At 37.4% G+C, this 25430-nt stretch carries 21 protein-coding genes; 17 read left to right on the plus strand and 4 right to left on the minus strand.

From position 1 onward, the window contains the following. Genes KO534_RS12650 through KO534_RS12670 form a run of 5 tightly spaced genes read left to right on the plus strand, consistent with a single transcriptional unit; the run spans window position 1 to window position 5042 of the window. Complete coding sequence (locus KO534_RS12650; protein ID WP_215930007.1) at window positions 1-2007, plus strand: heme lyase CcmF/NrfE family subunit; 2007 nt, start codon at window positions 1-3, stop codon at window positions 2005-2007. Next, window positions 2004-2576: a redoxin family protein gene (locus tag KO534_RS12655; RefSeq protein ID WP_215930008.1), complete on the plus strand. Its 573-nt coding sequence runs from the start codon at window positions 2004-2006 to the stop codon at window positions 2574-2576. The genes KO534_RS12650 and KO534_RS12655 overlap by 4 nt, the downstream gene beginning before the upstream one ends. Next, window positions 2573-3025, plus strand: a complete 453-nt coding sequence (locus KO534_RS12660) for a cytochrome c-type biogenesis protein (RefSeq protein WP_215930009.1) — start codon at window positions 2573-2575, stop codon at window positions 3023-3025. Before KO534_RS12655 ends, KO534_RS12660 begins: the two co-directional genes overlap by 4 nt. Further along, the gene (ccmI, locus tag KO534_RS12665) at window positions 3022-4281 is read left to right on the plus strand and encodes a c-type cytochrome biogenesis protein CcmI (RefSeq protein WP_215930010.1); all 1260 of its coding nucleotides are present in this window, start codon (window positions 3022-3024) and stop codon (window positions 4279-4281) included. Before KO534_RS12660 ends, ccmI begins: the two co-directional genes overlap by 4 nt. Next, entirely contained in the window at window positions 4281-5042 is a 762-nt protein-coding gene (locus KO534_RS12670; RefSeq protein WP_215930050.1) for an MlaA family lipoprotein, read from the plus strand. The genes ccmI and KO534_RS12670 overlap by 1 nt, the downstream gene beginning before the upstream one ends. A 75-nt stretch (window positions 5043-5117) precedes the next feature. On the opposite strand, the gene galE is transcribed toward KO534_RS12670, so the two are convergent. From galE to KO534_RS12685, 3 genes are all read right to left on the minus strand, one after another. After that, window positions 5118-6134, minus strand: a complete 1017-nt coding sequence (gene galE, locus KO534_RS12675; RefSeq protein ID WP_215930011.1) for a UDP-glucose 4-epimerase GalE — start codon at window positions 6132-6134, stop codon at window positions 5118-5120. 2 nt (window positions 6135-6136) lie between these two features. Further along, complete coding sequence (locus KO534_RS12680; protein ID WP_215930012.1) at window positions 6137-6436, minus strand: DUF6170 family protein; 300 nt, start codon at window positions 6434-6436, stop codon at window positions 6137-6139. Between the two features lie 86 nt (window positions 6437-6522). Next, window positions 6523-8025 carry a peptide MFS transporter gene (locus KO534_RS12685; RefSeq protein WP_215930013.1) on the minus strand — a complete coding sequence of 501 codons (1503 nt, stop codon included), beginning with the start codon at window positions 8023-8025 and terminating at the stop codon, window positions 6523-6525. Window positions 8026-8742: 717 nt separating this feature from the next. Between KO534_RS12685 and KO534_RS12690 the strand changes: the two genes are divergently transcribed. The 9 genes from KO534_RS12690 to KO534_RS12730 all read left to right on the plus strand — a co-directional run bounded on the left by KO534_RS12690 (window position 8743) and on the right by KO534_RS12730 (window position 20326). After that, the gene (locus KO534_RS12690) at window positions 8743-11361 is read left to right on the plus strand and encodes an SLBB domain-containing protein (RefSeq protein WP_215930014.1); all 2619 of its coding nucleotides are present in this window, start codon (window positions 8743-8745) and stop codon (window positions 11359-11361) included. A 30-nt stretch (window positions 11362-11391) separates the two neighbouring features. Further along, window positions 11392-12423 (plus strand): Wzz/FepE/Etk N-terminal domain-containing protein, encoded by a 1032-nt coding sequence (locus tag KO534_RS12695; RefSeq protein ID WP_215930015.1) that lies wholly within the window; start codon window positions 11392-11394, stop codon window positions 12421-12423. 541 nt (window positions 12424-12964) lie between these two features. Then, window positions 12965-14233 carry a flippase gene (locus KO534_RS12700; RefSeq protein WP_215930016.1) on the plus strand — a complete coding sequence of 423 codons (1269 nt, stop codon included), beginning with the start codon at window positions 12965-12967 and terminating at the stop codon, window positions 14231-14233. Between the two features lie 10 nt (window positions 14234-14243). Further along, window positions 14244-15002, plus strand: a complete 759-nt coding sequence (locus KO534_RS12705) for a sulfotransferase (protein ID WP_215930017.1) — start codon at window positions 14244-14246, stop codon at window positions 15000-15002. Window positions 15003-15330: 328 nt separating this feature from the next. Next, the gene (locus KO534_RS12710; protein ID WP_215930018.1) at window positions 15331-16302 is read left to right on the plus strand and encodes a glycosyltransferase; all 972 of its coding nucleotides are present in this window, start codon (window positions 15331-15333) and stop codon (window positions 16300-16302) included. Window positions 16303-16307: 5 nt separating this feature from the next. After that, the gene (locus KO534_RS23725; protein ID WP_354667936.1) at window positions 16308-17321 is read left to right on the plus strand and encodes an EpsG family protein; all 1014 of its coding nucleotides are present in this window, start codon (window positions 16308-16310) and stop codon (window positions 17319-17321) included. A gap of 13 nt (window positions 17322-17334) precedes the next feature. Next, on the plus strand, window positions 17335-18459 hold the full coding sequence (locus KO534_RS12720) for a glycosyltransferase (protein ID WP_215930020.1): 1125 nt from the start codon (window positions 17335-17337) through the stop codon (window positions 18457-18459). Continuing rightward, window positions 18459-19583 (plus strand): polysaccharide pyruvyl transferase family protein, encoded by a 1125-nt coding sequence (locus tag KO534_RS12725; RefSeq protein WP_215930021.1) that lies wholly within the window; start codon window positions 18459-18461, stop codon window positions 19581-19583. The genes KO534_RS12720 and KO534_RS12725 overlap by 1 nt, the downstream gene beginning before the upstream one ends. Then, window positions 19577-20326, plus strand: a complete 750-nt coding sequence (locus KO534_RS12730) for a glycosyltransferase family 2 protein (protein ID WP_215930022.1) — start codon at window positions 19577-19579, stop codon at window positions 20324-20326. Before KO534_RS12725 ends, KO534_RS12730 begins: the two co-directional genes overlap by 7 nt. 106 nt (window positions 20327-20432) lie before the next feature. Here the strand turns inward: KO534_RS12730 and KO534_RS12735 are convergent, their stop codons facing one another. Next, window positions 20433-20780 carry a helix-turn-helix domain-containing protein gene (locus KO534_RS12735; RefSeq protein ID WP_354667937.1) on the minus strand — a complete coding sequence of 116 codons (348 nt, stop codon included), beginning with the start codon at window positions 20778-20780 and terminating at the stop codon, window positions 20433-20435. Between the two features lie 443 nt (window positions 20781-21223). Here KO534_RS12735 and KO534_RS12740 point away from each other — a divergent pair, with 443 nt between their 5' ends. The 3 genes from KO534_RS12740 to KO534_RS12750 form a co-directional block, all read left to right on the plus strand. Continuing rightward, on the plus strand, window positions 21224-24505 hold the full coding sequence (locus KO534_RS12740) for a beta-propeller fold lactonase family protein (protein WP_215930023.1): 3282 nt from the start codon (window positions 21224-21226) through the stop codon (window positions 24503-24505). A gap of 49 nt (window positions 24506-24554) precedes the next feature. After that, the gene (locus KO534_RS12745; RefSeq protein ID WP_215930024.1) at window positions 24555-24935 is read left to right on the plus strand and encodes a hypothetical protein; all 381 of its coding nucleotides are present in this window, start codon (window positions 24555-24557) and stop codon (window positions 24933-24935) included. A gap of 18 nt (window positions 24936-24953) precedes the next feature. Next, window positions 24954-25430 (plus strand): hypothetical protein (locus KO534_RS12750; protein WP_215930025.1); only part of this gene is annotated, 477 nt, incomplete at its 3' end.

A 25430-nucleotide genomic window follows, 5' to 3' on the forward strand; every position in this document is an offset into this window, starting at 1 on the left:
ATGTTAGCTGAATTAGGTAATTTTGCTTTGGTACTAGCGCTCATGATGGGGATATTGTTGTCTATTTATCCTATGTGGGGCGCTTATAAAAATCATACAAAAATGATGGCAATGGCAAAACCGTTGGCCATTGGTATGTTTGTGTTTACCGCTTTTGCTTACGGATGTTTGACCCATGGCTTTATAACTGACGATTTTAGTTTGACTTACGTGGCTAATACTTCGAATAGTACCTTACCTCTTTACTACAAAATAACCGCTGTATGGGGAGGCCATGAAGGCTCGTTCTTATTGTGGGTGCTGATATTTTCTATGTGGACAGTGGCGGTAGCTCTTTTTAGTAAAGCGATTCCCCTCAAAATGGTTGCCAGAGTATTATCTATTTTGGGCATGGTGGGCATTGGTTTTTATTTATTTATGTTACTCACGTCTAACCCGTTTGATCGTCTGTTGCCGTTTTTCCCGATTGATGGCAAAGACTTAAATCCTTTGTTACAAGATTTTGGAATGATTATTCATCCACCTATGTTGTATATGGGTTATGTTGGGTTTTCTGTTGCTTTTGCGTTTGCCCTGGCAGCACTGATTTCTGGGCAATTAGACTCAACTTGGGCACGTTGGTCTAGGCCTTGGACCATTGCGGCTTGGTCTTTTTTAACTGCGGGTGTCGCTCTTGGTAGTTGGTGGGCGTATTACGAATTAGGTTGGGGCGGCTGGTGGTTTTGGGATCCAGTAGAAAATGCTTCTTTTATGCCGTGGCTGATAGGTACTGCTTTGATTCACAGTTTGGCGGTGACCGAAAAACGCAAAGTGTTTAAGTCTTGGACTGTCTTGTTAGCTATTTCCGCGTTTTCTTTAAGTCTGTTAGGAACCTTTTTAGTGCGCTCTGGAGTACTCGTTTCTGTGCATTCATTTGCTAGCGATCCTAGCCGAGGGTTATTCATTCTTGGTTTATTGGTGGTGATTATAGGCGGTTCTTTAGGTTTGTATGCATACCGAGCGCCGCAACTCAAAGCAACAGGTCGTTACCAATTGTTTTCGAGAGAAGTGTTGTTGATTGGTAATAATGTATTTCTCACTGCCGCTACTTTAGTGGTGCTGCTCGGTACTTTGTTGCCTTTAGTACATAAAGAGTTAGGTATGGGGTCTATTTCAATTGGGGCGCCATTTTTTAATCAAATGTTCACCTATTTGATTATGCCTTTTGTATTGTTTATGGGCATTGGACCTCTTACTCGCTGGAAAAGCCAATCACCGCAGGCATTGTATAAACAGTTGTTGTTGGCATTTGCGTTAAGTATTTCAGCTGGCGTGTTAATTAACGCTAGTTTTGAACAAAGCAGTTATATGGCTGCCTTTGGATTAGTGATGAGTTTCTGGATTATTGTTGCCACTATTATGGAAATTCAGCAACGTATACAACCTCAACTCACTTCAGGTAAGTCGACTATTTTGCAAAGTCTACAAAAGCTCACTCCTAGTCATTGGGGCATGGTATTTGGACACTTAGGCTTTGCGGTCACTCTCATTGGTATTGCATTAGTGAGTGCGTATAACGTCGAGCGCAACGTTAGAATGACAATTGGCGATAGTGTGTCGTTACAAGGATATGAGTTTGTGTTCAAGGATGTATCAAATTACACCGGGCCGAATTATACCGCAGATGTTGGTCATGTTGATGTGTACCAAAATTCTAAAAAGGTTGCACAGTTGTCTGCAGAAAAACGTTTTTACCCAGTACAACGCAACGTGATGACTGAAGCGGGAATCGATTCTGGATTAACGCGAGATTTATTTGTGGCATTGGGCGAACAGCTTAAAAATGGAGATTGGTCTGTACGAATCTATGTGAAACCTTTTATTAATTGGATATGGCTAGGCGCCTTTATTATGGCTTTTGGTGGCATCTTATCTATTAGTGACAAACGTTATCGTATGACGAAAATGGCTAAAAAGCCGCATACGAATAAAACGCCGTCTCCGGTTTTAAAGGAGCAAGTATCGTGAAAAAAATAGCCGTTTATTTAATACCTTTAGCGCTGTTTTTAGGGCTAATTATATTCCTGTACCAAGGTTTATTTTCTAATCCAAGGGAACATCAATCTAGTTTACTTGAACAGCCGATGCCCGAATTTGTATTGCCTGATTTGATGAATATTGAAAAAACTTATACCCAAGATGTATTTCTTGGCGAAGTCACTTTGCTCAATGTATGGGGAGTCTGGTGTATCACATGTGCGATAGAGTTACCCTATTTAAAACAGTTACAGGGTGAAGGGAAACACATTGTTGGTTTGTACTTCGATCAAGACATGGATCCTGACTTTGGGATTAAAACCGTGGCGCGAGTGCAGCAGGAAGTCACGGATAAGCTCAACCAGTTAGGTAACCCCTATGCTTTCAATATTTTTGATGTAAAACGGGATTTATCTTTAGATCTTGGTGTGACTGGTGCTCCAGAAACCTACTTAATTGATCAACAAGGGAAAATCCGCCTTCATCACATTGGTGATATGAATGCTCGTGTTTGGAGTGGAAAATTTGCCCCCGTATATGATGAGTTGATTGCGCAATGAATCGATTTAGAAGCATGTTAATAATTTTTTTCTTTGGGCTTGTAACAACTCAAATTTCAGCAACAGAAGATAAGTTTCAGTTTGATTCAACTGAAAAAAACGCTTTGTTTTTGGAGCTGACCAAAGAATTACGATGTCCTAAATGTCAAAACCAGAACATTGCTGATTCGGATGCCATGATAGCGGTAGATTTAAAACGCAAGGTGTATGAGTTGCTACAGCAAGACTACGACAAAGAACAAGTGATAGTCTTTATGAAAAAGAGGTATGGGGATTTTGTCTACTATCAACCTCCGGTAAACCCAATGACCATTTGGTTATGGCTGTTACCAGTGTTGTTTATTTTTATTGCTTTGGGTGGAATAGTCATTTCTCGTAAACGCCAAGCACCAGAGATTAGTCAAGAACAGTTAGATAAAGCACAAGCAATTTTGGAGCGTGAGCAGTGAGTCTTTTTTATCTTGGTGCGGGGTTATCTGTTTTAATTGGTTTGATGTTTATTGCCTTTCCGTGGATACGTAACAAAGAGAACGATTCATTCAGTACGTTAACCAATAAGAGCTTAATTAAACAACGCCTTGCGGAATTACATTCAGAACAACAACTCGGATTATTGAGCGATAGCGACAGACAGAAATCAGAAAATGAGTTAAAACTGGCTTTGTTGGATGAATTAAATACCACTGAAACTCGTGAAACTAAAACTAGTATTGCAATCGTAATTGGTGCTCTGGTGAGTTTGTCGGTAGGTATTGGCGCCTATCTATATGCTAATCAAATTCAACCTATTCAGCAGTGGCAACTAGCGCAACTAGAAACAAGCGAACTTGGGCAGCGAATGATTAAGGGAGACGAGAGTCTCAATTTACAAGACTTACAAACCTTTGCTCTGGGCTTGAGAACTAAATTGTTAGATACCCCAGAAGATGCGACGGGTTGGATGTTATTAGGCCGAGTATCAGGTGCGATTAATCGAATAGATAGTGCTATTCAAGCGTTTGAGAAGTCTTTGAAGTATGACCCTAGTAACATTGGGACTCTATCGAGTTATGCTCAAGCATTATTGATGACAGGACAAGAGCAGCAAGTTTTGCAGGCCAAAAATGTGTTGTTGCATATTTTGACGTTAGAGCCAGACAATACTAACGCCATGGGAGTGTTAGCTATTGCAGCGACTGAATTAGGCGATAAATCATTAGCCCTTGAAAACTGGCAACGTTTAGTCGCGTTTATACCCGAGTCTGATCCCAATTTTATGGCGGTTAAACAGCGTATTGTGCAGCTACAGGCAGAGTTAGGGCAGTTGGGGCAGTCTCTGGAAGACAATGCAGAGCCTGAGGTTGAAAGCTTAAGTTTAACTGGCGTTTCTGTGACAGTTAATATCAGTGAAAACTTGCAGAATAAATTGCCTAAAAATGGCTACCTTTTTGTATTTGCACAAGAGAGCACAGGTCAAGTAAAAATGCCCGCTGCGGTAGTAAAAATGCCGTTGCAAAGGTTTCCTGTTGTAGTTGAACTTTCAGATGCTAATGCCATGATGCCAAATTATACCTTGTCGCAATTACAACAGGCTAAGTTAGTGGCGCGGATCTCTATGGATGAAAATGTTGCTCAGTCAGAGGGAGAGCTTCAAGGTGACGCGATGGTTACGCTAAGTTCAGAGCAGATGACCCAAGAAACAATAACGATAAATAGAGAATTATGATGAATAAAGTAGGTGTTTTAGTTTTAGTATCGGGATTGTTGTTGGGAGGATGTGCGTCACAACAAACCACAGCTGAAAGAGCGCAACAGTATGAAGATCCCAAAGACCCTTTAGAGTCATTCAATCGCACTATGTGGGATTTTAATTATGATGTCTTGGATGAGTATATCTTGCGACCTACAGCAGTGGCTTATGTGGACTACATGCCGCAAATTGCGCGCACAGGTCTTTTAAACATGGCTGACAATCTAGAAGAGCCCTCTAATGGCCTTAATAACTTGTTGCAGGGTAAGTTGGACGGCACTTTTATTAGCTTAGGGCGCTTTCTACTCAACTCCACTGTGGGGTTGTTAGGTTTGATTGATGTTGCTAGCGAAATTGGATTAAATCGTGAGGAAGAAGAGTTTGGTGAAGTATTAGGAAAATGGGGGCTGAATACTGGACCCTATTTGATGGTACCGGCTCTAGGACCAAGTGATCCACGTAGTTTAGTGGGGGATGTGGTTGATTCCTCTTATTCACCTATTGACGGGCTTAATTTCTACTTGGGTTTTTTACGAGTGGGTATTAAGGCATTGGAAAGCCGTGCATCGTTAATTCAACAAGAACAACAGTTAAATTCTTCGGCTGACCCTTATGCTTTTGTAAAAAGTGCTTATTTTCAAAATTTGGAATTTAAAGTGACTGATGGAAAGGTAGAAAAATCCGAAGAGGAAGAAGCCTTAGAAGACGACATTGACGCGTTTTTGGATGAATTTTAATCCAAGGTTAAATCTAGCAAGCGTTTAAACCAAAAAGCCCTGAATATTTTCAGGGCTTTTTGGTAGAAGGACAGTTTATTTATAACCGTTTGGATTATTCGCTTGCCAATTCCAAGAGTCTCTACACATTTCCGCTAGTCCTCTGGTGGCCGTCCAACCCAAAGCCTCGCTGGCTGTTTTTGGATCTGCATAACAAGAGGCTACATCACCTTCTCGTCGCGGTACAAACTGGTAAGGGACGGTTTTGCCACTTTGTTTTTCGAACTCTTTTACCATGTCTAGCACGCTATAACCTTGGCCAGTGCCGAGGTTATAAGTCACTATGCCTGGAGCCGTATAAAGTTTCTCTAAGGCTTTTAAATGACCAGCGGCCAAATCTTCTACGTGTATATAATCTCTAACCCCCGTGCCATCTGGGGTGTCATAATCGTTGCCGTAAATAGAAAGTTGCTTACGTTTTCCTGTGGCTACCTGAGTGATATAAGGCGTCAAATTGTTGGGGATACCATTTGGATCTTCACCGATAAGTCCTGACGGATGAGCGCCGGCCGGATTAAAGTAACGCAATAGCGCAATATTCCAATCGTTGTCAGATTTATACAAATCCCCCAATACTAATTCAACCATCAACTTTGACATGCCATACGGATTGGTCGGTTGACCTGTTGGCATATCTTCACGAAGGGGAAGTTCAACAGGATCGCCATAAACCGTTGCCGAGGAACTAAAAACGAGGTTTTTCACCCCATATTTTTTCATGGCTTCGCATAATGTTAAGGTGCCATACACATTATTGTTATAATAATTGAGTGGTTTTTCTACGGATTCACCTACAGCTTTTAATCCAGCAAAATGAATGACCGCGTCAATTTTATGTTTAGAAAAAAGTAACTCTAGAATAGTGTGATCGCGAATGTCTCCTTGCACAAAAATGGTACTTTTACCGGTTAATTTTTCAACCCGATTTAACGATTCTTGAGAAGAGTTACATAGATTGTCCAACACTATGACTTGGTTGCCAGCCTCTAGCAGTTGCAAAACAGTGTGACTACCTATGTAACCTGCTCCGCCCGTAACCAAAATGGTCTGCATAATTAATCTCCCTGTGTTTGAGGTTGTGGAATATATTTAGCACACAATCCATATTGTACTGGTTTGACTAGCAAAGGATAAAGCAAGGTAACCAACAATGCCCAAACAATTGCCATCCAGTTTGTTGCCATCTGAATTATAAATACAAATATGGGAATAACGACCAACATTTTCAAAATATTGAGTAATAACTTTTCTGGCCCAATTAGTTTGCCTTGGGCTATTTGTATTGCTGCCAATCTGTCGGTAAGAGGTAAGTGTTGTAGTTGTGGGATGTTTTTAGTAGAAAAATACAACTTCATATTAAGAGTGACCTGAGGTTAAGGTTAAATAGCCCAACTCAGTCTATGGATTGAGTTGGGCATTAGATCTTAACGATAAGTTTACATTAGTTGCTAGCTTTATCCGCCAGCTTTTCCCATTTCTTCGTTTTAAAGGTCAATAGGAAAATGACAATACCAATTGCGATGGTAAATAGACTGATTTGAAGATACAAGTTAGGCATGTCTTCGACTTTGTTTGGATCAAAGTTACCCGCTAACAAGCCTGCAATTACGTTACCTATAGAGTAAGTCAGTACAAACACGCCCATCATTTGCCCCGCAAAACGTTTAGGTGATAATTTACTTACTGCGGATAACGCGACTGGGCTTAAACATAACTCACCTACAGTGTGTAAAAAGTAAGTAGCGATAAGCCAGTATGGGGCGACTTTTAGACCTGTGGCAGCAACTTGGGCAGCAAAAAACATCACAAGAAAGCCTGTGGCCATGATGATTAAACCTAAAGCACATTTTACGCCGTAAGAAGGAGTGATCATTTTTTTAGCCATGTTGATCCACATAGCTGCAAAGAAAGGTGACAAAATAATAATAAAAGTAGAATTGGCTGATTGTAACCATTCAGGGGGAATTTCAAATGTTCCAATAATTCTATCTGTGTAGTTTTGTCCGAATAAATTTAGCGAGGAGCCTGCTTGTTCAAAACCTGTCCAGAAAAATATAGAAGCCACACAGACTAAAAATAATGCCCCTAATTGACGCTTTTCATCGGGCGTATTGTTTCCAAGAAAAAACACCGCTGCGAAATATACCAAAAATAACAGAGTCGCAATAATGGCGAATTTCTCTGCCACTACTACTGCATTAAAAGTCATCATATTGTTCATTAACATATACGTGACAGCGACAATAGTCAGTAAAAACGCACCAATAACCGACCAACTGATTTTTGTTGCTTTAGGTGACAACTTTACTGTGGGCTCTGCGCCGGCACCGTTTAATTTGTCGAGAGTCATTTTATAGGTAATTAAACCCACACCCATACCAACAGCAGCGGCACCAAATGCCCAGTGCCAACCCATATTGAGACGTAAATAACCACAAACAGTGTAGCCAATCAAAGAGCCTAAATTGATACCTAAATAATAAAGCGTGTAACCACTATCTCGTCTTTTATCTTCGCTAGAATATAACTGACCAACCATAGCGCCAATATTCGGTTTAAGTAAACCCGTTCCCAAAACCACTAAAATTAAGCCGATAAAAAAGGTGGTGTCATCAGGAATGGCTAACACTATATGGCCACACATTATTATAATACCGCCATACCATACGGCTTTTTGTCCGCCTATCAAACGGTCTGCCATCCAACCGCCAGGCAAGCCCATTAAATAGACCGAACCGGTGTATAGGCCATAAATAGCGGTAGCCGAAGCAACTGTGATAGCTAACCCACCTTCTTGCATAGATGCGGTCATAAAAAGTACTAGCATGGCGCGCATACCGTAGTAACTCATGCGCTCCCACATTTCGGTGGTAAATAGTGTCAGCAGACCTCCGGGATGCCCCAAAAAGTCTTTTGTTTTTGATTGAACTGATTCAGTTGTCATTTAATCTGCCTTTTATTTTTATGGTGTTTGACACGTTAGGCTAAGCCTTAAGATGCAAGCCTCCCTGAAGGCCAAAAGTATCTAAAGTCTATGAGTTATCAATTCAGTCCAAAAGGTTTTTTAAGTCTGTATTGGAAAAACGCTTAACTGTGCCGGTCATTTGGACGCATTGTTTATACTAGAGCTCTGAGATTAAAACAACTATGGAGTAAAAAACAGACTTTGTGAAAGAGTCTTTCTGCATTTTTATTAGAAGGCATTTTACGAGTTAACAAAGGTACGACTATGACATTTCCGGACTGTTCTCCGTAGTTTTTACAACAATGCATTGGCGTCAACAATTTTTAGCATGCTGGATGTATTGAAGGGCGTAAAACAACCATAGCCACAAAGGAAAGAAGGTTTGAACAATCATAAGGTCTGGGGGCGCGGCACGTAACGGGAGCTCGAAGAAACTTAAATAAACTATCTAAACGCAATTAAAGCGACAGGCCATGGTCAGCCCGCAAGTTTATTATTGTATTTGTGGTTAAAATTCAGACCGTTATCACCCTCGTGCAAACCTTTGTGCGCCCGTTATGTACTGCGGTTCAACTTATTAATATAGTTAACTTAATTAACCGTTTCACTCATTCATCAATTCAGCTATTATACTGCCGCTTTATTTAGGACAGGTATTATGGTGTTGAAAGCCTTATGGGATTTAGGAATAGCAATATGTTAAGACAGTTAAGAATTCAGATCATCGCAGTCGTTGCTTTAGTATTCATTGCCCCAGTTAATGCAATATCGCCCACTTCACAGCAAATTGAACAATTCAAAAACATGCCGCGAGCGCAACAAGAAGCACTTGCACGACAAATGGGATTTAGTCTATCTGACTTTCAAATATCATCTCAAGGTGTTGATGGGCAGTTAGAACAAGATAAAAAAGACTACCAAGTTGAAAGAAATGTTAATGAACAAGACATTTCGCTGCAGTTATCTCAACAAAGTGCAGTGCAAGCATTAACGACCGAGTTGAAGCCTTTTGGCTACAACTTATTTGCTACCCCTGAAGGTGAAGAAAGTCGCATAACCTTTGCACCTTCTGATAATACACCTGTACCTGCTGACTATGTTATGGGACCAGGTGACAGTATTAGTGTTCAGCTTTTTGGTAAAGAAACTAGTCAGTTTGAATTGTTTGTTAATAATGAAGGCAGCATTCAGGTACCTAATTTAGGACCGTTGTCGGTTGTGGGCCTTAGTTATCAAGAATTAAAAAATCAACTCACAGAAAAATACAAGCAGCAAGTGATTGGTGTGACTCCCCACATTACTATGGGGAAATTAAGAACAATTCAAATATATATGGTAGGCGAAGCTTACCGTCCAGGTGCATATACACTAAGCGCATTATCCACTATTACTCATGCTTTATTTGCAAGCGGTGGCGTGAACGATATTGGTTCATTGCGTAATATTTTATTGAAAAGAGCGGGCAAAACCGTGGCTAATTTTGATCTCTATGACTTGCTGGTTTTTGGCAATACCGAGCATGATAAGCGCCTGCAGCAAGGTGACGTTATATTTATACCCACAGTGCAAAAGTTGGTGAGTGTAGATGGAAACGTTCGTCGACCTGCCATTTATGAAGCTAAAGGCGATGAATCGCTGCAAGACATAATTTCAATTGCTGGTGGTGCGCTTCCAAGTGGCGCAATTGACATGGTTCAGATAGCCCGTAAAACACCACAAGAAGGGTTGGAAGTCAAAACTATTAATTTATTGAGTCGTACTGAATCCATGGCATTAGAGAGTGGCGACTATATCAATATACCTGATGCCAACGATGAGTTTTCTAACGCCATAGTGGTGTCGGGGGCTTATGCTACTCCAGGTATGATCCAGTGGAAGCCTGGATTGTCATTAGCAGAAATCATTAAGCGTAACTCCATAATTAACAGCACCGATTTAAATTATGCTTTAGTTTTAAGGCGTGACAAGTTTGCTAGTCAGAGTGAAGTTATTCAGTTTGAACCTAGTAAAGTATTAGATGGGGCATTTGATTTACAGTTGAAAAAATTAGATCAAATTACCTTATTCAACCGTTATGGTTTTGATGAAGTTAAAGAAACCGAAAAAAATATTGTTGAAGGAGACTTAAAAGCGTCCCCGGAAGAATTAGAATCCGAACAAGCCAATTATCTACATGAACTCGAAGCGGTATCATTTACCAATAAACAGCTCTTGTTAAAAGAAACCAAAACCTTTTCACGTAAAAAACTGTTGACCCCCGTCATTGCTAGGCTAAAAGATGAAGCGAGCCTTGGCCATCCGTTAAAATTAGCCGAAGTATCAGGGCATGTGAAGTACCCAGGTGTTTATCCTATTGCAAGCAATGGTAGGGTGCGAGATCTTATTTTGGCCGCTGGTGGGCTTGTTGAATCTGCTTATGTAGAAAATGCGGAACTATCGAGAACTCAAATTGATAGCAATAAGGTCATGAAAGTTCAGCATATCAATATTAATCTGCTTGATGCTTTATTAGCTAATAACTCTGCTAATCAAGTTTTAATGAGTAAAGATGTGCTCAATGTAAAGCGAACCCCTGACTGGAATTACGACCGTAAAGTTGAATTGGTAGGTGAACTGGTTTTCCCTGGTGTCTATCAAATTAGAAAAGATGAAACTTTGTCACAAATTATCAAACGTGCTGGTGGTTTTACATCAGAAGCAAGCGCCAAGGCAGCAATCTTTTTACGCCAAGAGCTTAAAGAGCGCGAGCGCATCAATCTAGATAAAACGGTAGAAAGCCTACGTCAGCAAGTGATTGCCAGTAACTTATCTGGAAGTCAAAATGTTAAGGCAATCAATTACAGTGAAGCCAGCCTTATGATTGAAGAGCTACTTTCTGTAGAGCCAATTGGACGTCTTGTCATCGACTTGCCTGGTTTATTAGCAGGTAGTACAGCTAATGATATTCAGCTTGAACATGGAGATAAGATATATATTCCAAGAATCTCCCCTTCTGTTTCAGTAATTGGTGAGGTCTTTGTACCGACTACTCATATTTTGGAAGAGAATATTACGTTAAATGATTATATTGAGCGCTCAGGTGGGCTTACCGAGCGTGCTGATAACAGTAAAATATATATAGTAAAAGCAAATGGTTCAGTGATAATTCCAGACAACAGCTTTTGGTTTAAAAATGAGAGTGTAATCTTTGAACCAGGTGACACAATAGTAGTGCCAAGAGATGTGGTTAATTATGAGCGACTTGGTTTATGGCAAACGCTTACCCAGATATTGTATCAGTCGGCAGTGGCACTTATTGCAATTAAAACATTGTAATTTGACTAAATTCTTATTCGAGTAAATAACATGACTGATAATCAAAACAATGCTCCGCTAAGGGATAATGTAAGATATGTTGCCATATCGCCAGATATGCTGCAGACCTCAAAAAATGCTGATGATGAGATAGATTTACGAGAATTATGGTCTGCAATATGGTCTGGCAAATGGATTATTATTGCAGTAACTGCCATATTTGCCATCGTATCCGTTTTTTACGCACTTAGTTTACCCAACATTTATAAATCTGAAGCACTACTTGCTCCTGTACAAACTGAACAACAAGGAGGCATTGGAGCATTAGCAGGGCAGTTTGGTGGGCTTGCATCTTTGGCGGGCATTAATTTAGGTGGTGGAAAAGTAAATAAAACCGCCTTGGCCATTGAAATCTTAAAATCTAGAGAGTTTTTTGCTAAGTTTGTAGAAAAGCATAATATTCTGCCAAACCTAATGGCCGCTGAAGGTTGGAGGTTGACTGATAATACCGTTATTTATGATGAAAATATTTATACGCCTGTCAGTGGCAAATGGGTAAGAGAAGTTGAACCTCCAAAAAAGACACTGCCTTCATTACAAGAGGCTAAAAAAGAGTTCGATCAACTAGTAAATATAGAGCAAAGCAAAGATACGGGAATGGTTATTATCAGTGTGGAGCATGTCTCGCCTTATGTGGCTAAACAATGGGTAGACTGGTTAATACAAGATATTAATATTGAGATGAAGACGCGTGATAAACAAGAAGCTGAAAAGAGTATCACGTTTCTTCAATCTCAAATTGATAAGACAACAATATTTGAGCATAAAACTTTATTGTTTCAACTTATTGAAGATCAGACTAAAACTTTAATGTTTACAGAAGTCCGAGATGAATATGTTTTTAAAACAATCGATCCTGCTTTGGAAACTGAATTAAAGTTTAAACCCAAAAGGGTCTTAATTGTTGTTCTTGCTATTATTTTGGGGGGGATGTTATCAATAATTATGTTATTAATTCGCCATTTTTCAGCAAGTACTAAAGAAAAGGAGCCAGAGGATAAAACATCTGCTGGACGTTACTAACGGAATTAATTGGGAAGGCGCAATGTTCATTGGTCTGAGTGTAATTTGTTGCAAACCTTTTTGGCAATAATGAACTTGCTTGACTCTGTTTACGTTAATAGAAATTCCGAGGATACGTTTTTCTCTCAATAGATAAAACCACACGTAAAATCAAGTTTGAAAGTTACGATGATGGTAAATGATCAAATTGACATTTCACGTCGCATCTAAATCACATAAGGACAAAATTGCTAATGTTTTAAGTCAGATTATTTTGAATACGATCTTAATGATATCGACGCGTTTGTACTCTCTGAAACTATGTCTGTAAAAACTAATCTGCACTAAAAGTGATAGTCAATAGAGTTCAAAACTTTGTAATTATTGTGGTGTTTATTTCATTGTTTATTTTAGTGCAGTAACCGTTGCTTTGAGTAGGTGTGGAGCCATACATGTTAAATACACTGCTTATTATTCGAGAATATACTCAGAAGTAGAGAAATGGTTGAAATGCATATATTTATGATTATTTCCCAGAATGGGGATACAAGGAAATTAGCCTTTGAGCTCACTGGTTAAAAAATTTTTAGGTACAGCTGGATTACAATTAGTCAGTAAAGGATTAATGGTTATATCAGGTGTAGTCTTTGCTAGATATTTAGGGGCTGAGCAATTTGGTTTATATAGTTTTGCTTTATCAATCGTAACACTAGCGACCCTACCTGTTATTGCAGGTTTGCCTAATTTATTGGTTAGAGAAATCGCAAATCATCAACTTGAAAAAAACTGGGGATTATTGACAGGTGTTATAAGTTGGTCTCGATGGTATGTGTTTATATTATCAATCTTGATCATTTCTTGTATGTATATCGGATTAAACCTAGATTTTTTTGAAAATAGTGTTACTAGCTTGTTATGGATGGCTGTTTGGTTGATCCCGCTACGTGGTCTATTGACTCAAAAAAGTGCGGTTTTAAATGGATTCAGACAACCTGTTTTAGCTCAATTACCGGCTCAATTACTCGTTCCTTTAGTTACATTGTGTGTACTATCCTATTATCTATTATTCGATATTGAATGGAATTCAAGGACGTTAGTTGGTATCTCAATATTGGCATCATTCATTGCTTTGCTACTAAGTGGTTTTCTGCTTAGTAATACAATGAAATTACATTCTAAAAAGTTAAAATCAATATACACAATAAAAAATTGGCATCGTTCATTAATACCTTTTACGTTAATTACTTTTATTTCAACTTTAAATACAGAATTAGCAAGTGTTTTACTTGGTTGGTTAGTCAGCTATGAATCAGTCGCTCATTTTAAAGTTGCCATGCAAGCTGTGGCATTAATATCTTTAGGTTTATCTTCAATAAACGCAGTGATAATGCCTAATGTTGCCCGTTATTATAAGCAAGGTGACTTAATCAAAACACAAGAAATATTAACTAAAAGTGTACGTTTAAGTACCTTTGTATCATTACCAATTATCTTGATATTGGTTTTTTTTGGTGAATATCTAATTCGAGCATTATTTGGTAATGAATATTTACCCGCCTATCCCATTTTAGTTATTTTGTGCATAGGGCAATTGGTTAACGTCTTAATGGGGTCTGTAGGGTTAGTGCTTAAGATGACAAATAATGAAAATAAGGTACTAAAAAGCATGTTATTAACATTAATTTTGACTGTTTTACTATTAGTATTATTGATTCCTTTTTACGGTAACATAGGTGCAGCAATTGCTGTGTCGATAGGTTTAGTATGCTGGAATATAATAATGGCAATAGATGTGTATAAATTAACCAAATTAATGCCTTGGATAAAGTGAGAGAATTTTAATGGAACAGCAAATAATTGTCTTAGGTATGCATAGAAGTGGTACATCTATGCTTAGTAAATTATTAATTAACTTAGGTGTTGACATGGGGGATGGAAACCATGTGGGGAGTATTTCCAATGTGGATGGTCATAATGAAGACACTGAAATGAGAGTTATTAATGAGGCAATTTTATCTACCCTGAAATCTACCTGGGATGATCCACCTAAAAAAGAAGATATAGCTCATATTGAGGATTTTATTTGTAAACAGTATACCGAATTTGTTGATAAAAGGGGCGGACTTTGGGGAGTGAAAGATCCAAGACTTTCACTTTTTGCATCTGAGCTGGATAAAGTTTTGACCAATCCAAAGTATATTTTTATACTTCGTAATGAGGATAGTGTCGCGAAATCTTTAAACGTTCGTGACGGAATGTCTATTGACAAAGCGAAGAAACTTAAATGTAAATATGACGAATACATAGTCGATTTTTTATCAAATAAGAGTCATCTGAAAATACAATACGAGGATTTAATTGACTCTCCTACTCAAGTTTTATTTTCAATCTGTAAATTTCTTGAAATTAAAGTAAGAAAAGAAGCAATCTCACATATAAGAAACCAAACAGACCTTGAAGAACTAAAAAAACAAAAATTATATTTATCTTTGAAAAATGCACTTTTTTCTGTTTGTAAAGATCCCAAAAAGATTTTTAGAAAAAATACTTTTACATTCATAAAAGCTAATCTACGTCGTATAAAGGAGTTGTATTTATAAAGTTATTTAGAGTATTTCTTACAGGGGAGCTTGTGTGAGGAGGTAATAAATTCTAAGTGTCTGTGATTTGACAATAATCTCTTCGAGTTAGGCCGGTTAGTCAGTCATAAACAGTTCACTGTTAGTGATAGCTTTCATCTTCATCATCGATTGGGGACTGCTAGCGTTACTTTAGCGTCTTGCTTACCTAATTATTGAGTGACTCAATCTCATTGGTAATGCATACACTTTGAGTATATCAGTGGGAAAATTGAATTTTGTGTAGGGATTGTAGTAATGGACAATTATAGGAATCGTTTGTTTTGAATTTTACAAAGAAAGTTAGATTATGATAGATATAATTCTTCCAACGTATAATGGTGATAAATGGATAACGGAATGTCTTAATAGTATTGTTAATCAGAGTTATCAAAATTGGAATTTGTATATTGTAGATGACGGTTCTACTGATAGAACTCTATCTATTGTACAAGATTATATAACGAGGAAAAATGAATCAAGAATAAACGTTTTTAATAAAAAAACGCAGAAAGGCGCACCCTCGAGCCGTATGGAATTTTTATCATATTCAAAGTCTGAATACATTGCGTTTATAGATCAAGATGATTTTTGGCATAAGGATAAACTCAAGTTACAGATTGAGCAGATTGTGGATAATAATTGTGATCTAGTATTCGGAAATATAGAAATTATTGATCCGCAAAGCAATATAGTACTAGGTAAAGCCAATAATGAAAATTTGAGAAGAAATCACTTTGATTATAGTAAGACATATATTGAATTAGCGAAAGATATTGTATTGTACTGTCCTATCCGTATAGGAACTGTTTTGATATCTAGAAGCTCATTAATTTCGTCTGGTGGGTTTGATTTGAGTCTTACGGGTGGAGAGGATTGGGAGTTTTGGGTTAGATATATTTGCGAAAGAAACAAGATCTCTTTACTACAAAAGGTAGTTTCTTATAGGAGGGTGCACGGTGAAAATACTTCTATTATAAACCGTATACCTAGACTAAGGTCATGGTTATCAGCTGCCGACAAAATATCAAAAAGATATCCTTATCTTGAATGTGTAATTAAAGATTTTTATAGGAATACATATTTGAAATCTATAATTTCAATGATGAGAGAAGGAAATACCGCACAAGTAAATCTAATTGACAACGTTTTTAAAAGTAGAGTTAATAAAAAAACTAGATTGCTGGGTGTTGTTATAGTGAAGTTTTGGTGGGTCAATAGTATTTTTTTGAGGTTACTAACGAAAAACTATGGTTTGATATTTAAAGTCATGAATAAGTAAAGTTTATGATTACCGTTGAATTTTTAGCTTTTCTTACTTTGTTTGTTATATGTCTAATTATAACTTTTCTAGAACGGAGTTTTTCATTTAACAAGTTAACATCGATATTTATTTTCGTATGTTTATTTATGTATTTTATTGTTGTCAGATACTCTGGGCCTGATCATGACATATCGACTTATTATGACATGATGTCGTCAGCCAATATGTCCATTTATTTCTTCAAAGAACCTATCTTTTGGTTAGGTTCTCGATACTTGTATCTATATATAAATGACCATGAAACTGTCTTATTGTGCTTTGATACGGTTTCAATTTTAGCCGTTATTCGTGCAACAAAAAACTTTGGTTTACCAAAATATTTTATATTTCTTTGGTTTCTGTTTTTTGCTGTTCTTATGGGGTATCAAAATGTTTACCGCCAGTTTCTTTCTATTTGCTTTTTCTTCCTCTCAGCTTCTTATGCATATAATTCTAAATTATATAAGGCGGCAATTTTATTTTTGATTTCGATATTGTCACATAATGTCGCGGCATTGTTTCTCCCAATCTTAATTATATTGACGGATTTTAGAATATTTAAGAAATATAAAAACATTCTTGTTTTGTTATGCGCATCTAGTGTGTTGGTCTTATTGCCTTTTGTTGTGTCGTCTAAATCAAATAACAATACAGGAAATATGGGCTCGGAAATATACTTGATTTGTTTGGCATTAATATTTTTGTACTTAGTACTAATTAATAAATTAAAACTAACTGGAATATCTAGTAAGTTCTTTATTATTCAAATTTATAATTTAATTTTATTATGTAATGCCATTTTACTTATGGGGAGTGCTCAATCTAAGAGGGTTGGGATGTTTTCTCTATGTATAAGCCTATTTTGCTTGATTCTTATTAGTGAACAAAAAATGTATCGCTATAGGGCTTTTTTTCTTTTGAAGGTTCTTATAATTATTATGCCAAGTTTAGTTTTTTCAAGTTCCTTTGATATGTTACTAACAACTAACAATCAATAAATTAGGTGGGTTAATGAATATTGCTTATATTTTCATGGGATATCCTGCCCAAAGTGAAGCTTTTGGGCAAGTGGAAATAAAAGGTCTTAAAAAATTAGGTGTGAATGTCGATATATATTCATTATCTAGTAAAAACAAGAAATTAGTAGTTGATGATTATTGCACTTATTACAAGTTTTCATTAGCGGATTTAAAGATCATGTTTTTATTTCTGCCTAAGTTTATTTATTTTGCATTCAAGACATCCGGATCCATTTCTGAATTCCTTAAATTAACGTACTTATATTTGCCTAGTTTGAGCATTGCAAAGAAAATCTGTATTAACAAATATGATGTGGTCCATCTGTTTTGGGGGCATTATCCTTCATTGATTAACTTTCATTTAAAAAACTTTAACAGTGATACTAAAGTTTCTACATTCCTTGGTGCTTATGACTTGCTATCGAATTTAGGTATATCCAAGTGGGGCGTAAATAATTCAGACTTAGTTACAACGCATTGTAACTTCAATTTAGTATTATTAAATAATATATGTAGAAAAAAGGTCACTGTTTTGTATCGTGGTATTGATATATTACCTCAGAATTTGAACGTTAAGAATGAGTTGAGAATCTGTTTTGCTGGTCGTTTAATTAAATCAAAGGGTGCAGACAAAGCAATAGAATTGCTAGCATTGTTAAATAAATATGATTCGTTTCATTTAGATATTTGTGGTGAAGGTTCAGAAAGTAGTACGCTAATGTTATTGGCTGAAAAACTTAACGTATCAGACAAAGTAGTTTTTCATGGGCATGTACCTCAAAGTGAGTTATTTGACATAATGCGGAACTCTACATTATTTATTCTACCCACATCGCATAACTCTGAGAGACTCCCTAATGTAATTAAAGAAGCAATTAATAATAATAGTATACCGCTGACTACATACACTCCTGGTATTGCTGAGCTGATTCCAGAACGTTTAGGACTTATCTTAGATTTTGATGATATGGATTCTGTTTTAAGCCGAGCCAAATTACTATTGATGGATAATAGTGAGCGTATTCGAGTTCTCATAGATTTATACGATGGATTGTGTCAAGACTTTGATAATGAAAAGTTATCTAAAAAACGTTTACAATATTTTAAGGGGTACTAGTGAAATCAGTTTATATACACGGTTCTTATTTTGGGAATAATTACGGGGACGTTCTCCTTGTTGATTTATTTGCTACAAGAATTAAGTCTGCTGGTTATATGCCGGTTTTTCCTTTTGCTAATTCTTTTTACTATGAACAAACAGGTGTAACGACTGGATTGGTTCCGCCATCAGATGTTTTATGCGGTATTTATTGTGGTGGAGGATATTTTGGTGAACCGTCAAAAGGCAAGTTAAAATGGAGTGTTAGGAATACATTTAGACATATTCGTAGTTATTGGCTTTTTAAGAAGCATTCAATTCCTTACGGTGTGTTTGGCGCTGGCTTTGGGCCAATTTCTTTCCAGCCATACAAAGGGACTGCTTTGAAAATATTTGGTGGCGCAAATGAAGTTGTGGTTAGAGATTCTGAAAGTAAATCATTTATTAATGAGTATTCTTCAAAGAAAACTCCAATGAAAATAGATGTAAATGCCGATGTTGTAATATCTTTAACTAAAAATGACATTCCAGAGGTTAAATTTAATACCGCCAAACAAAGTTTTGATAAGTTACCTAAAGGAAAAAGGTATGTTGGTATTCATGTAACGAATAAGTACAAAGATAAAGGGGCTTTCAAAAAAGTTGTAAATGCTATTAATGAACTTTCTCAAAAAAATTCTGATTTATACTTCGTAATTATTTCAGATGGTACTTCTCGATTAGGAAGAAAGTTACAGCAAGAAATTGATGGAAAGCTTATTGAAAATATGTTGGGAAGTAATAATTGTCAATTTTATAGTTATGAGAATCACTGGGTTCTGACGGCTTTTCTCTCCCTTTTAGATGTGGTAATAACGTCCAAATTACATGTTGGTATAGTTTCTACTGCTTTACATACTTCAGTTATTTCAATACCCTACCACTCAAAAACGATCAGGTATTATCAGCAGGTTAAATCCCCTGAAAGATGTTTGACGAAATTTTCTAGTACTTCAGATGTATTAAATCATCTCGAGTCTTTTATTTATTCTAATCCAATAGATGTTCCTCAAGAGGTAATTGATTCATCGAAAGATGTTTTTTCTCGGATGATTAAATTTGCAAAGTACTGTCAAGCAAGTACTAAGGGGAGGCGGTGTTAGTCTCAATTATTTCCCCGGCTTATAATTCCGCAAGCTGGATACTGAAAACATACCAATCAATTAAGAGTCAAAGCTATTCAAATTGGGAGTGGTTAATTACCGATGATTGTTCTTCTGATGAAACGTTAAATATACTAGATAAACTAGTTAATGATGATCCTAGAATCAAGGTGTTTAGTAATACAAAAAATAGCGGAGCGGCTGTATCTAGGAATAACTCTATTAAAAATGCAGCGGGTGATTTTTTAGCCTTCATAGATAGCGATGATCTTTGGCTCCCAGATAAACTCGAAAAACAATTAACATTTATGGGGAGTCATATTGCTTTCTCATTTACAGCTTATGAACTTATTGACGAAAATGGAACTAGGCTTCATAAAACTGTAGATAGCACTCAGCAAGGTAGTTTTTCATATAAGGACATGCTTAGAAAGAAAGCTACACTTGGGTGTTCAACAGTTATGTTACGTAAATCAAGTTTTAATGATATAAGCATGCCCTTGATTAGAACGGGTCAAGATTATGCTTTATGGCTTAAGTTATTAAAAACGGGTGAAGATGCACATGTTTTAAATACAATTTTAACTCAGTATCGAATTCTGCCTAATTCAATATCAAGGAATAAAGTAAAAAAAGCAAAACGTCAGTGGGAAATTTATCGAGAAATAGAGAGATTGGGTTTTTTTGAATCAAGTATTAGTTTTTGTTTTTATGCCACAAGAGCAGTATTTAGAAAGTCATAGATCTAATTAAGTGCAGTAGTGTGATTACCAAGGGATTATGTCAGTCTAATTACCGAGAGACTTTGTCGTAAACAGCATATCAGCCAGTTAATATACTGGCTATGTTTTATGCAGATTCTCGGATGAGTTTTGTTCTTTTAACTCTTTGTGCTGTGGTATTCATGTCATTCCTTAACCATATGCTGCGAACGCCATTTGGGCTAACATCAATTCTAAGTACTTCAGTTAGCTTCTGCTGACGAAGGTGAGGATGTTCTAGAGAGAACTCGATAACCGCTTTCTCGATTTCCATGACTATGCAGTTCTTATGACGTATGTTGGGCGTCTCATGTCGTTTTAAGGCATCAGCACCACCTTGCTTAACCAGTTTCAAGTGGCCGTTTATTGTGTCACGCGATATGTCACTTTGGCGCGAAGCTTCAGAGATATTACCTAACCTTTCAACCAAGACCATATTAAAATACCGTATAAAGAAGTGTCCACTTCTAGTCGTTTAGATTAACTGAAGCAATAATCAAATTAGGATTAAATATCCCTAAATTTAAAGTAGTACTTGACTCTCAATCTGAAAAATAATAATGAAGTTTGATTTAGATTGTTACCAAACCTATTGAAATATATACAAAAATCTATATTATGCATTTTCCTATTGAGGATGTAATTCAATACGCAAGGGAGTTGTTTCAATTACACATCCAACCAATTCCTTCCTGTCGTTACTGTTTACACTACTATCTTTTTTTACAAAAAGAGCCCCGAATGATTATGACAGTGAAATGATGGAATTGAACAATGATGTTGACCTGAATTTATATTCACGATATAAATTAATAGCTTACAGGTGAAAGGCGCTCAAACAAGGTTATAAGGAATTTTATTTTGAAAAGGCTATTTTTAATGCCAAGATTTTTGGTTTTTTACTTCACTGTATCATTATTTTCTGCACCTAACGTTTATTCAAGTGATTATCAATCAGTCGCCTCAATATCTGATGGGGTTTTTGAGTCACCCTCTGAATTTGTCTTTTCATCAAATCAAGAATATATGTATGTTGCAAGTGCAAATGGCATTGTTGTTGTTGAATTGGATGAATCAGGTAACCCAACTTCCAATACATCAACCTTTAGTGATTTTGGTGATGGAGAGAGTGCCGCTGGATTTGGAGAGGGACTAGTTTTATCGCCTTCTGGTGAGTTTCTATATTGGGCAGGTCAAATTAATAACTCAGGTCAATATTTTCATGGACTTGTGGCTTTTTCAGTTGACACCGATACGGGGTTACTCACCCATTATCAAACATTGGGATTTGATGCAAGTTCTGGCGTAAATACCGGTAGTTCTGAAACTATTATGGTGTCACCAGATGGCAAGTTTCTTTATTCGCATAATCCCTATGGTGATCCAGGTTACGGTTTATTTCTTATTTATTCACTTCATGCTGAAACTGGCGCCATGGCGTTTGTAGATCAGTATGATTTAGGAGATGTTGGGGTTAATTATGAGCACAATTTTGATCTCTCATTTGATGGAGAGTATTTGATTTATGCTTACTCTGATTATAGTAATAATGGTGCACAAATAGTAGTTCTAGATAGAAATCCAATTGCTGGGCTTTTAAGTGAAGTTAGCAGAACTACTTGGGCTGAGGTTTCATCATTATCCGATTTAACAGTTAAATCTTCTAAGTCTGATGGTTCAATTTATGTTTATTCTGGGGGAACCTTATCGGTTTTTACCATCGATGAACTGGGCGTTATGACTTGGTTATATAATGAATCAACACCAAATTATGATGCCGTAGCGGCTATGTCATTAGACGTTAATAATTCAAATGACCAAATTGTTGTAATGGCAAGGGATAGTAATGACAAGCAGTTAATTGATAATTTTAGGCTTAGTGCTAACAGTAATCAATTTGAATTCAGCGAGCGAATAGAAAACCTAAATATCCTTTCTTTTCGAATAAGGTTTAATGAATCCCAAGATAATATCGTATGGCTAGGGCATAGCAACGATAGAGTTTACTATGTCGACAGAAATAATGTTAATTTGGGCAGTATTGTCGAGTATCCCTTTGGTGATTTCGGTTTGGAGAATTTTAGTCCCCTTTATGTTAATGATAATAGTTTATTAGGCTCGGGGGTAGTTGGTACAGTAATAAATACAATTGATTTGATGAGTAATGCAGGCGAAATTGAAGTTCAATCTTCAATGCTAAGTGAATCATATCGTCTCTATAACAATTTTGTCGCAGTCAATTCCGAACTTGCTATTGGTCTATTGGTGCATCCTTTTCCAAGAACGACAACAGTGGAGTTCTATCAAAAAAATCCACTGGACGGCAGTTTTTCTATTAGTGATGAATTTATTCTTGGGGATGGCTCTAACAGCTATGATGTTTTTAAAGCAGAATCTGATCCTTCTGGTTCATATTTAATTTCATTCGAACGTAGTTCTAATACTTCCGGTGTTTTTGGGCTTGTGGTTTATCAGATTGATTCAACTAACCATAATTTAGGTGTCATTGATGCCGTACTTTGGAGTGATGTGGACGCTAATTCGTCGTTCCCTAGTTTTTGGTTCACTGGAGCTGTAAAGTTGGTGTTTTACGAACAATCAAATGCTTTTTCTATGGGAAATAAGTTGTTTCGTTTTAACGGTAGCGAGATTACATTTTTAGGCGATATGAGCTCCCCAGCCGATACAGACCTATTTGTGGCTGATGACGGAGTGACGGCTTTCAGTGTAGAAAGTGATGGAACAACATCGACTATAAATAGCTATTCCATTGATTTATCTGCTACAGAAGCGAATACCTTTTTAACAGAAGCAGGGACGTTAAATGGCGTTAATGGTTCAATCACGCCACTTTTTGCATCCAATGGCCAAATGGCTTATGTAACAGATTCATCCCAAGGTCAATTAGCGATTGGAGAAATAAAGTACAATGCAAACTTAGATTTATTTGCGCCTGTCATCGCCAACGTCATTCCACTTAATACAATTACTCCTGACGGTGTTGCCGTTAAAGCGTATCAAGCCGACGATAATGCCAATGTATTCTGGTTGTTGTTGCAAGGCGGCCAATACGAAACAATTAAATTATCCCGCACATTCCCGCCAACCCAACTTTTTAGTTTTAATTATACTTTTGATGCGTCTGAAAGAGGTACACAAGGGCATGTAATGAGTGGTGTTTTTGAAGGGATACTTCAGGAAGATAACGATACGATTGTGATAGAAAGCTTTGTCGCAGGTAGCCTAGCGGGATTCGATTACCTTACATCGGGTTCAGTGGGCATGCGTGCTGCAGATCCATCCGCTAAGCCTCAGATGAGTTTATCAGGGGATACAGTAGACTTTTGGATTTGCCCACAAGGTTTTAGTGCAGTTGGCGACAATGGTAATGGTGATTGCTCCTTTGGCTCTGAAGGAGGTTTTTTAATTTCACCTTATGTAAATACTAATACAGGTGATTGCATTGCAGAAAGCTCCCCCGGAATTTGTGAACTTTGGGCTTGGGCGGGTATTCCTGAGTTAGGTGATGATTACCGTGATGGCGATATTCCTTATAATAAAGCCAATTGGTCGGCGGTATTGTTAGGGGATGCCATTGATAGCGACGGGGATTCTATTTTTGACTTATTGGACTTTGATGACGACAACGACAACATTGATGATGTTGATGATGCCTTCCCGTTAATAGCGATTGGCAATTTATTAGATTCTGATAATGATGGCGCACCGAATGAATGTGACTCAGATTGTTTAGCACTGGGTATGACTGCTGATAATGACGATGACAATGACGGTATTGCCGATGTTGATGACCCATTTCCATTAAATTCAAACTCAGTACCTCCCCCTCCGGTCATTAGTTCATTGAATGCTGAGGACGGCGCTTTAATGGTTCGATTCTCACCAAACGGTGACGGTGGCTCAAGCATTCTAGATTACACAGTAACCTGTGGAGACACGAGTGTCACCAGCACGCAATCACCGATTCGAATCGAAGAGCTCGAGAATGACGTTAGTTATAGCTGTACAGTAAAGGCACGTAACATTTTGGGTAGCAGTTTAGCGTCAGACATTGTCATAGGTACGCCAGAAGGAATAATCAGAAGCGGATTGAATATCCCACTTCTAAAAGTAATTATAGACGCTCAGTCAGCGACTTAATAAGTGAATTAAGAGCGCTACTTTATAATTTTTTTAACAAGGAAATAGAATGATGAAGAAACATAATCTGCTTACATTGAAACAAGTTTGGCTATTGCCATTAATGTTGTTGGGTTTAACGGCATTTGATGCTCAGTCGGATACAGGAAAAGTGACGACGACTGTCAGTCAGTTTTTAATAACGGATGGTAATTATGGTAATTGTATGGCTAAGCTAGATGTTAGCCCGCGTTCTGAATTGCCACAATGCGGAAATCACTGGGTGAGTTTCAGTTGTGACGGCACCTATCAAAGTAAAGACATAGCGTATCGCATGTTGGACACGACACAGATGGCTGCGGTTTTGGATAAAGAAGTGACTATTCATCTAGATGACAGTCGCAGGCACAATAGTTTCTGTTTAGCGACTCGCGTTGACTTTATCCCATAGTCAACGGAAAGTGGTATTGTGAAAAGTCTAATAGTCGTTGCGGTTACAGTGTTTTTCATCCTGTTAAGTATTCAGTGGCCATCATTAGATGACAATCCCCCTGAGTTGGAGGTGGCATTTGTTGATGATTTATCTTTGGAAGTAGTGCCCTTTATTGACGATAAGTCTTCAGAGGTATTAACTATACCTTCTGAAGACTCGGTGCCACAGCAGGTGGAGTTAGCGCAAATTAGTGAGGCGGAGTCAATCCAAGATGTAGGACCGACCTTGGATCCAGACAGTTTTGTAGAAAGCTCATCTGAGGGTGAGCCAACTAATGTTGGTGAATTTCTCGATCCAGATACTCATATAGCCCCCTCACCGAATAGTGAGCCTCGTGATGTGGGTGAACCTTTAGATCCAGATAAAGTTTTTGCAGAGCAACAGGCATATAGAGAAAGTAAAAACATTGGACCGATACTAGATGTTGATGAAGTCTATATGGTCGACGATGAG

This window comes from Paraglaciecola arctica (genome assembly GCF_018861065.1).
In the GTDB taxonomy this organism is placed as follows: domain Bacteria; phylum Pseudomonadota; class Gammaproteobacteria; order Enterobacterales; family Alteromonadaceae; genus Paraglaciecola; species Paraglaciecola arctica_B.

Excerpts from the sequence above, each read along its gene's own strand:
- KO534_RS12735 (WP_354667937.1), bottom strand. The coding sequence starts at position 20,780 with ATGGTCTTGGTTGAAAGGTTAGGTAATATCTCTGAAGCTTCGCGCCAA.
- KO534_RS12705 (WP_215930017.1), top strand. The coding sequence starts at position 14,244 with ATGGAACAGCAAATAATTGTCTTAGGTATGCATAGAAGTGGTACATCT.
- KO534_RS12660 (WP_215930009.1), top strand. The coding sequence starts at position 2,573 with ATGAATCGATTTAGAAGCATGTTAATAATTTTTTTCTTTGGGCTTGTA.
- galE (WP_215930011.1), bottom strand. The coding sequence starts at position 6,134 with ATGCAGACCATTTTGGTTACGGGCGGAGCAGGTTACATAGGTAGTCAC.
- KO534_RS12720 (WP_215930020.1), top strand. The coding sequence starts at position 17,335 with ATGAATATTGCTTATATTTTCATGGGATATCCTGCCCAAAGTGAAGCT.
- KO534_RS12695 (WP_215930015.1), top strand. The coding sequence starts at position 11,392 with ATGACTGATAATCAAAACAATGCTCCGCTAAGGGATAATGTAAGATAT.
- KO534_RS12740 (WP_215930023.1), top strand. The coding sequence starts at position 21,224 with ATGCCAAGATTTTTGGTTTTTTACTTCACTGTATCATTATTTTCTGCA.
- KO534_RS12680 (WP_215930012.1), bottom strand. The coding sequence starts at position 6,436 with ATGAAGTTGTATTTTTCTACTAAAAACATCCCACAACTACAACACTTA.
- KO534_RS12745 (WP_215930024.1), top strand. The coding sequence starts at position 24,555 with ATGATGAAGAAACATAATCTGCTTACATTGAAACAAGTTTGGCTATTG.
- KO534_RS12650 (WP_215930007.1), top strand. The coding sequence starts at position 1 with ATGTTAGCTGAATTAGGTAATTTTGCTTTGGTACTAGCGCTCATGATG.
- KO534_RS12690 (WP_215930014.1), top strand. The coding sequence starts at position 8,743 with ATGTTAAGACAGTTAAGAATTCAGATCATCGCAGTCGTTGCTTTAGTA.
- KO534_RS12670 (WP_215930050.1), top strand. The coding sequence starts at position 4,281 with ATGAATAAAGTAGGTGTTTTAGTTTTAGTATCGGGATTGTTGTTGGGA.
- KO534_RS23725 (WP_354667936.1), top strand. The coding sequence starts at position 16,308 with ATGATTACCGTTGAATTTTTAGCTTTTCTTACTTTGTTTGTTATATGT.
- KO534_RS12710 (WP_215930018.1), top strand. The coding sequence starts at position 15,331 with ATGATAGATATAATTCTTCCAACGTATAATGGTGATAAATGGATAACG.
- KO534_RS12685 (WP_215930013.1), bottom strand. The coding sequence starts at position 8,025 with ATGACAACTGAATCAGTTCAATCAAAAACAAAAGACTTTTTGGGGCAT.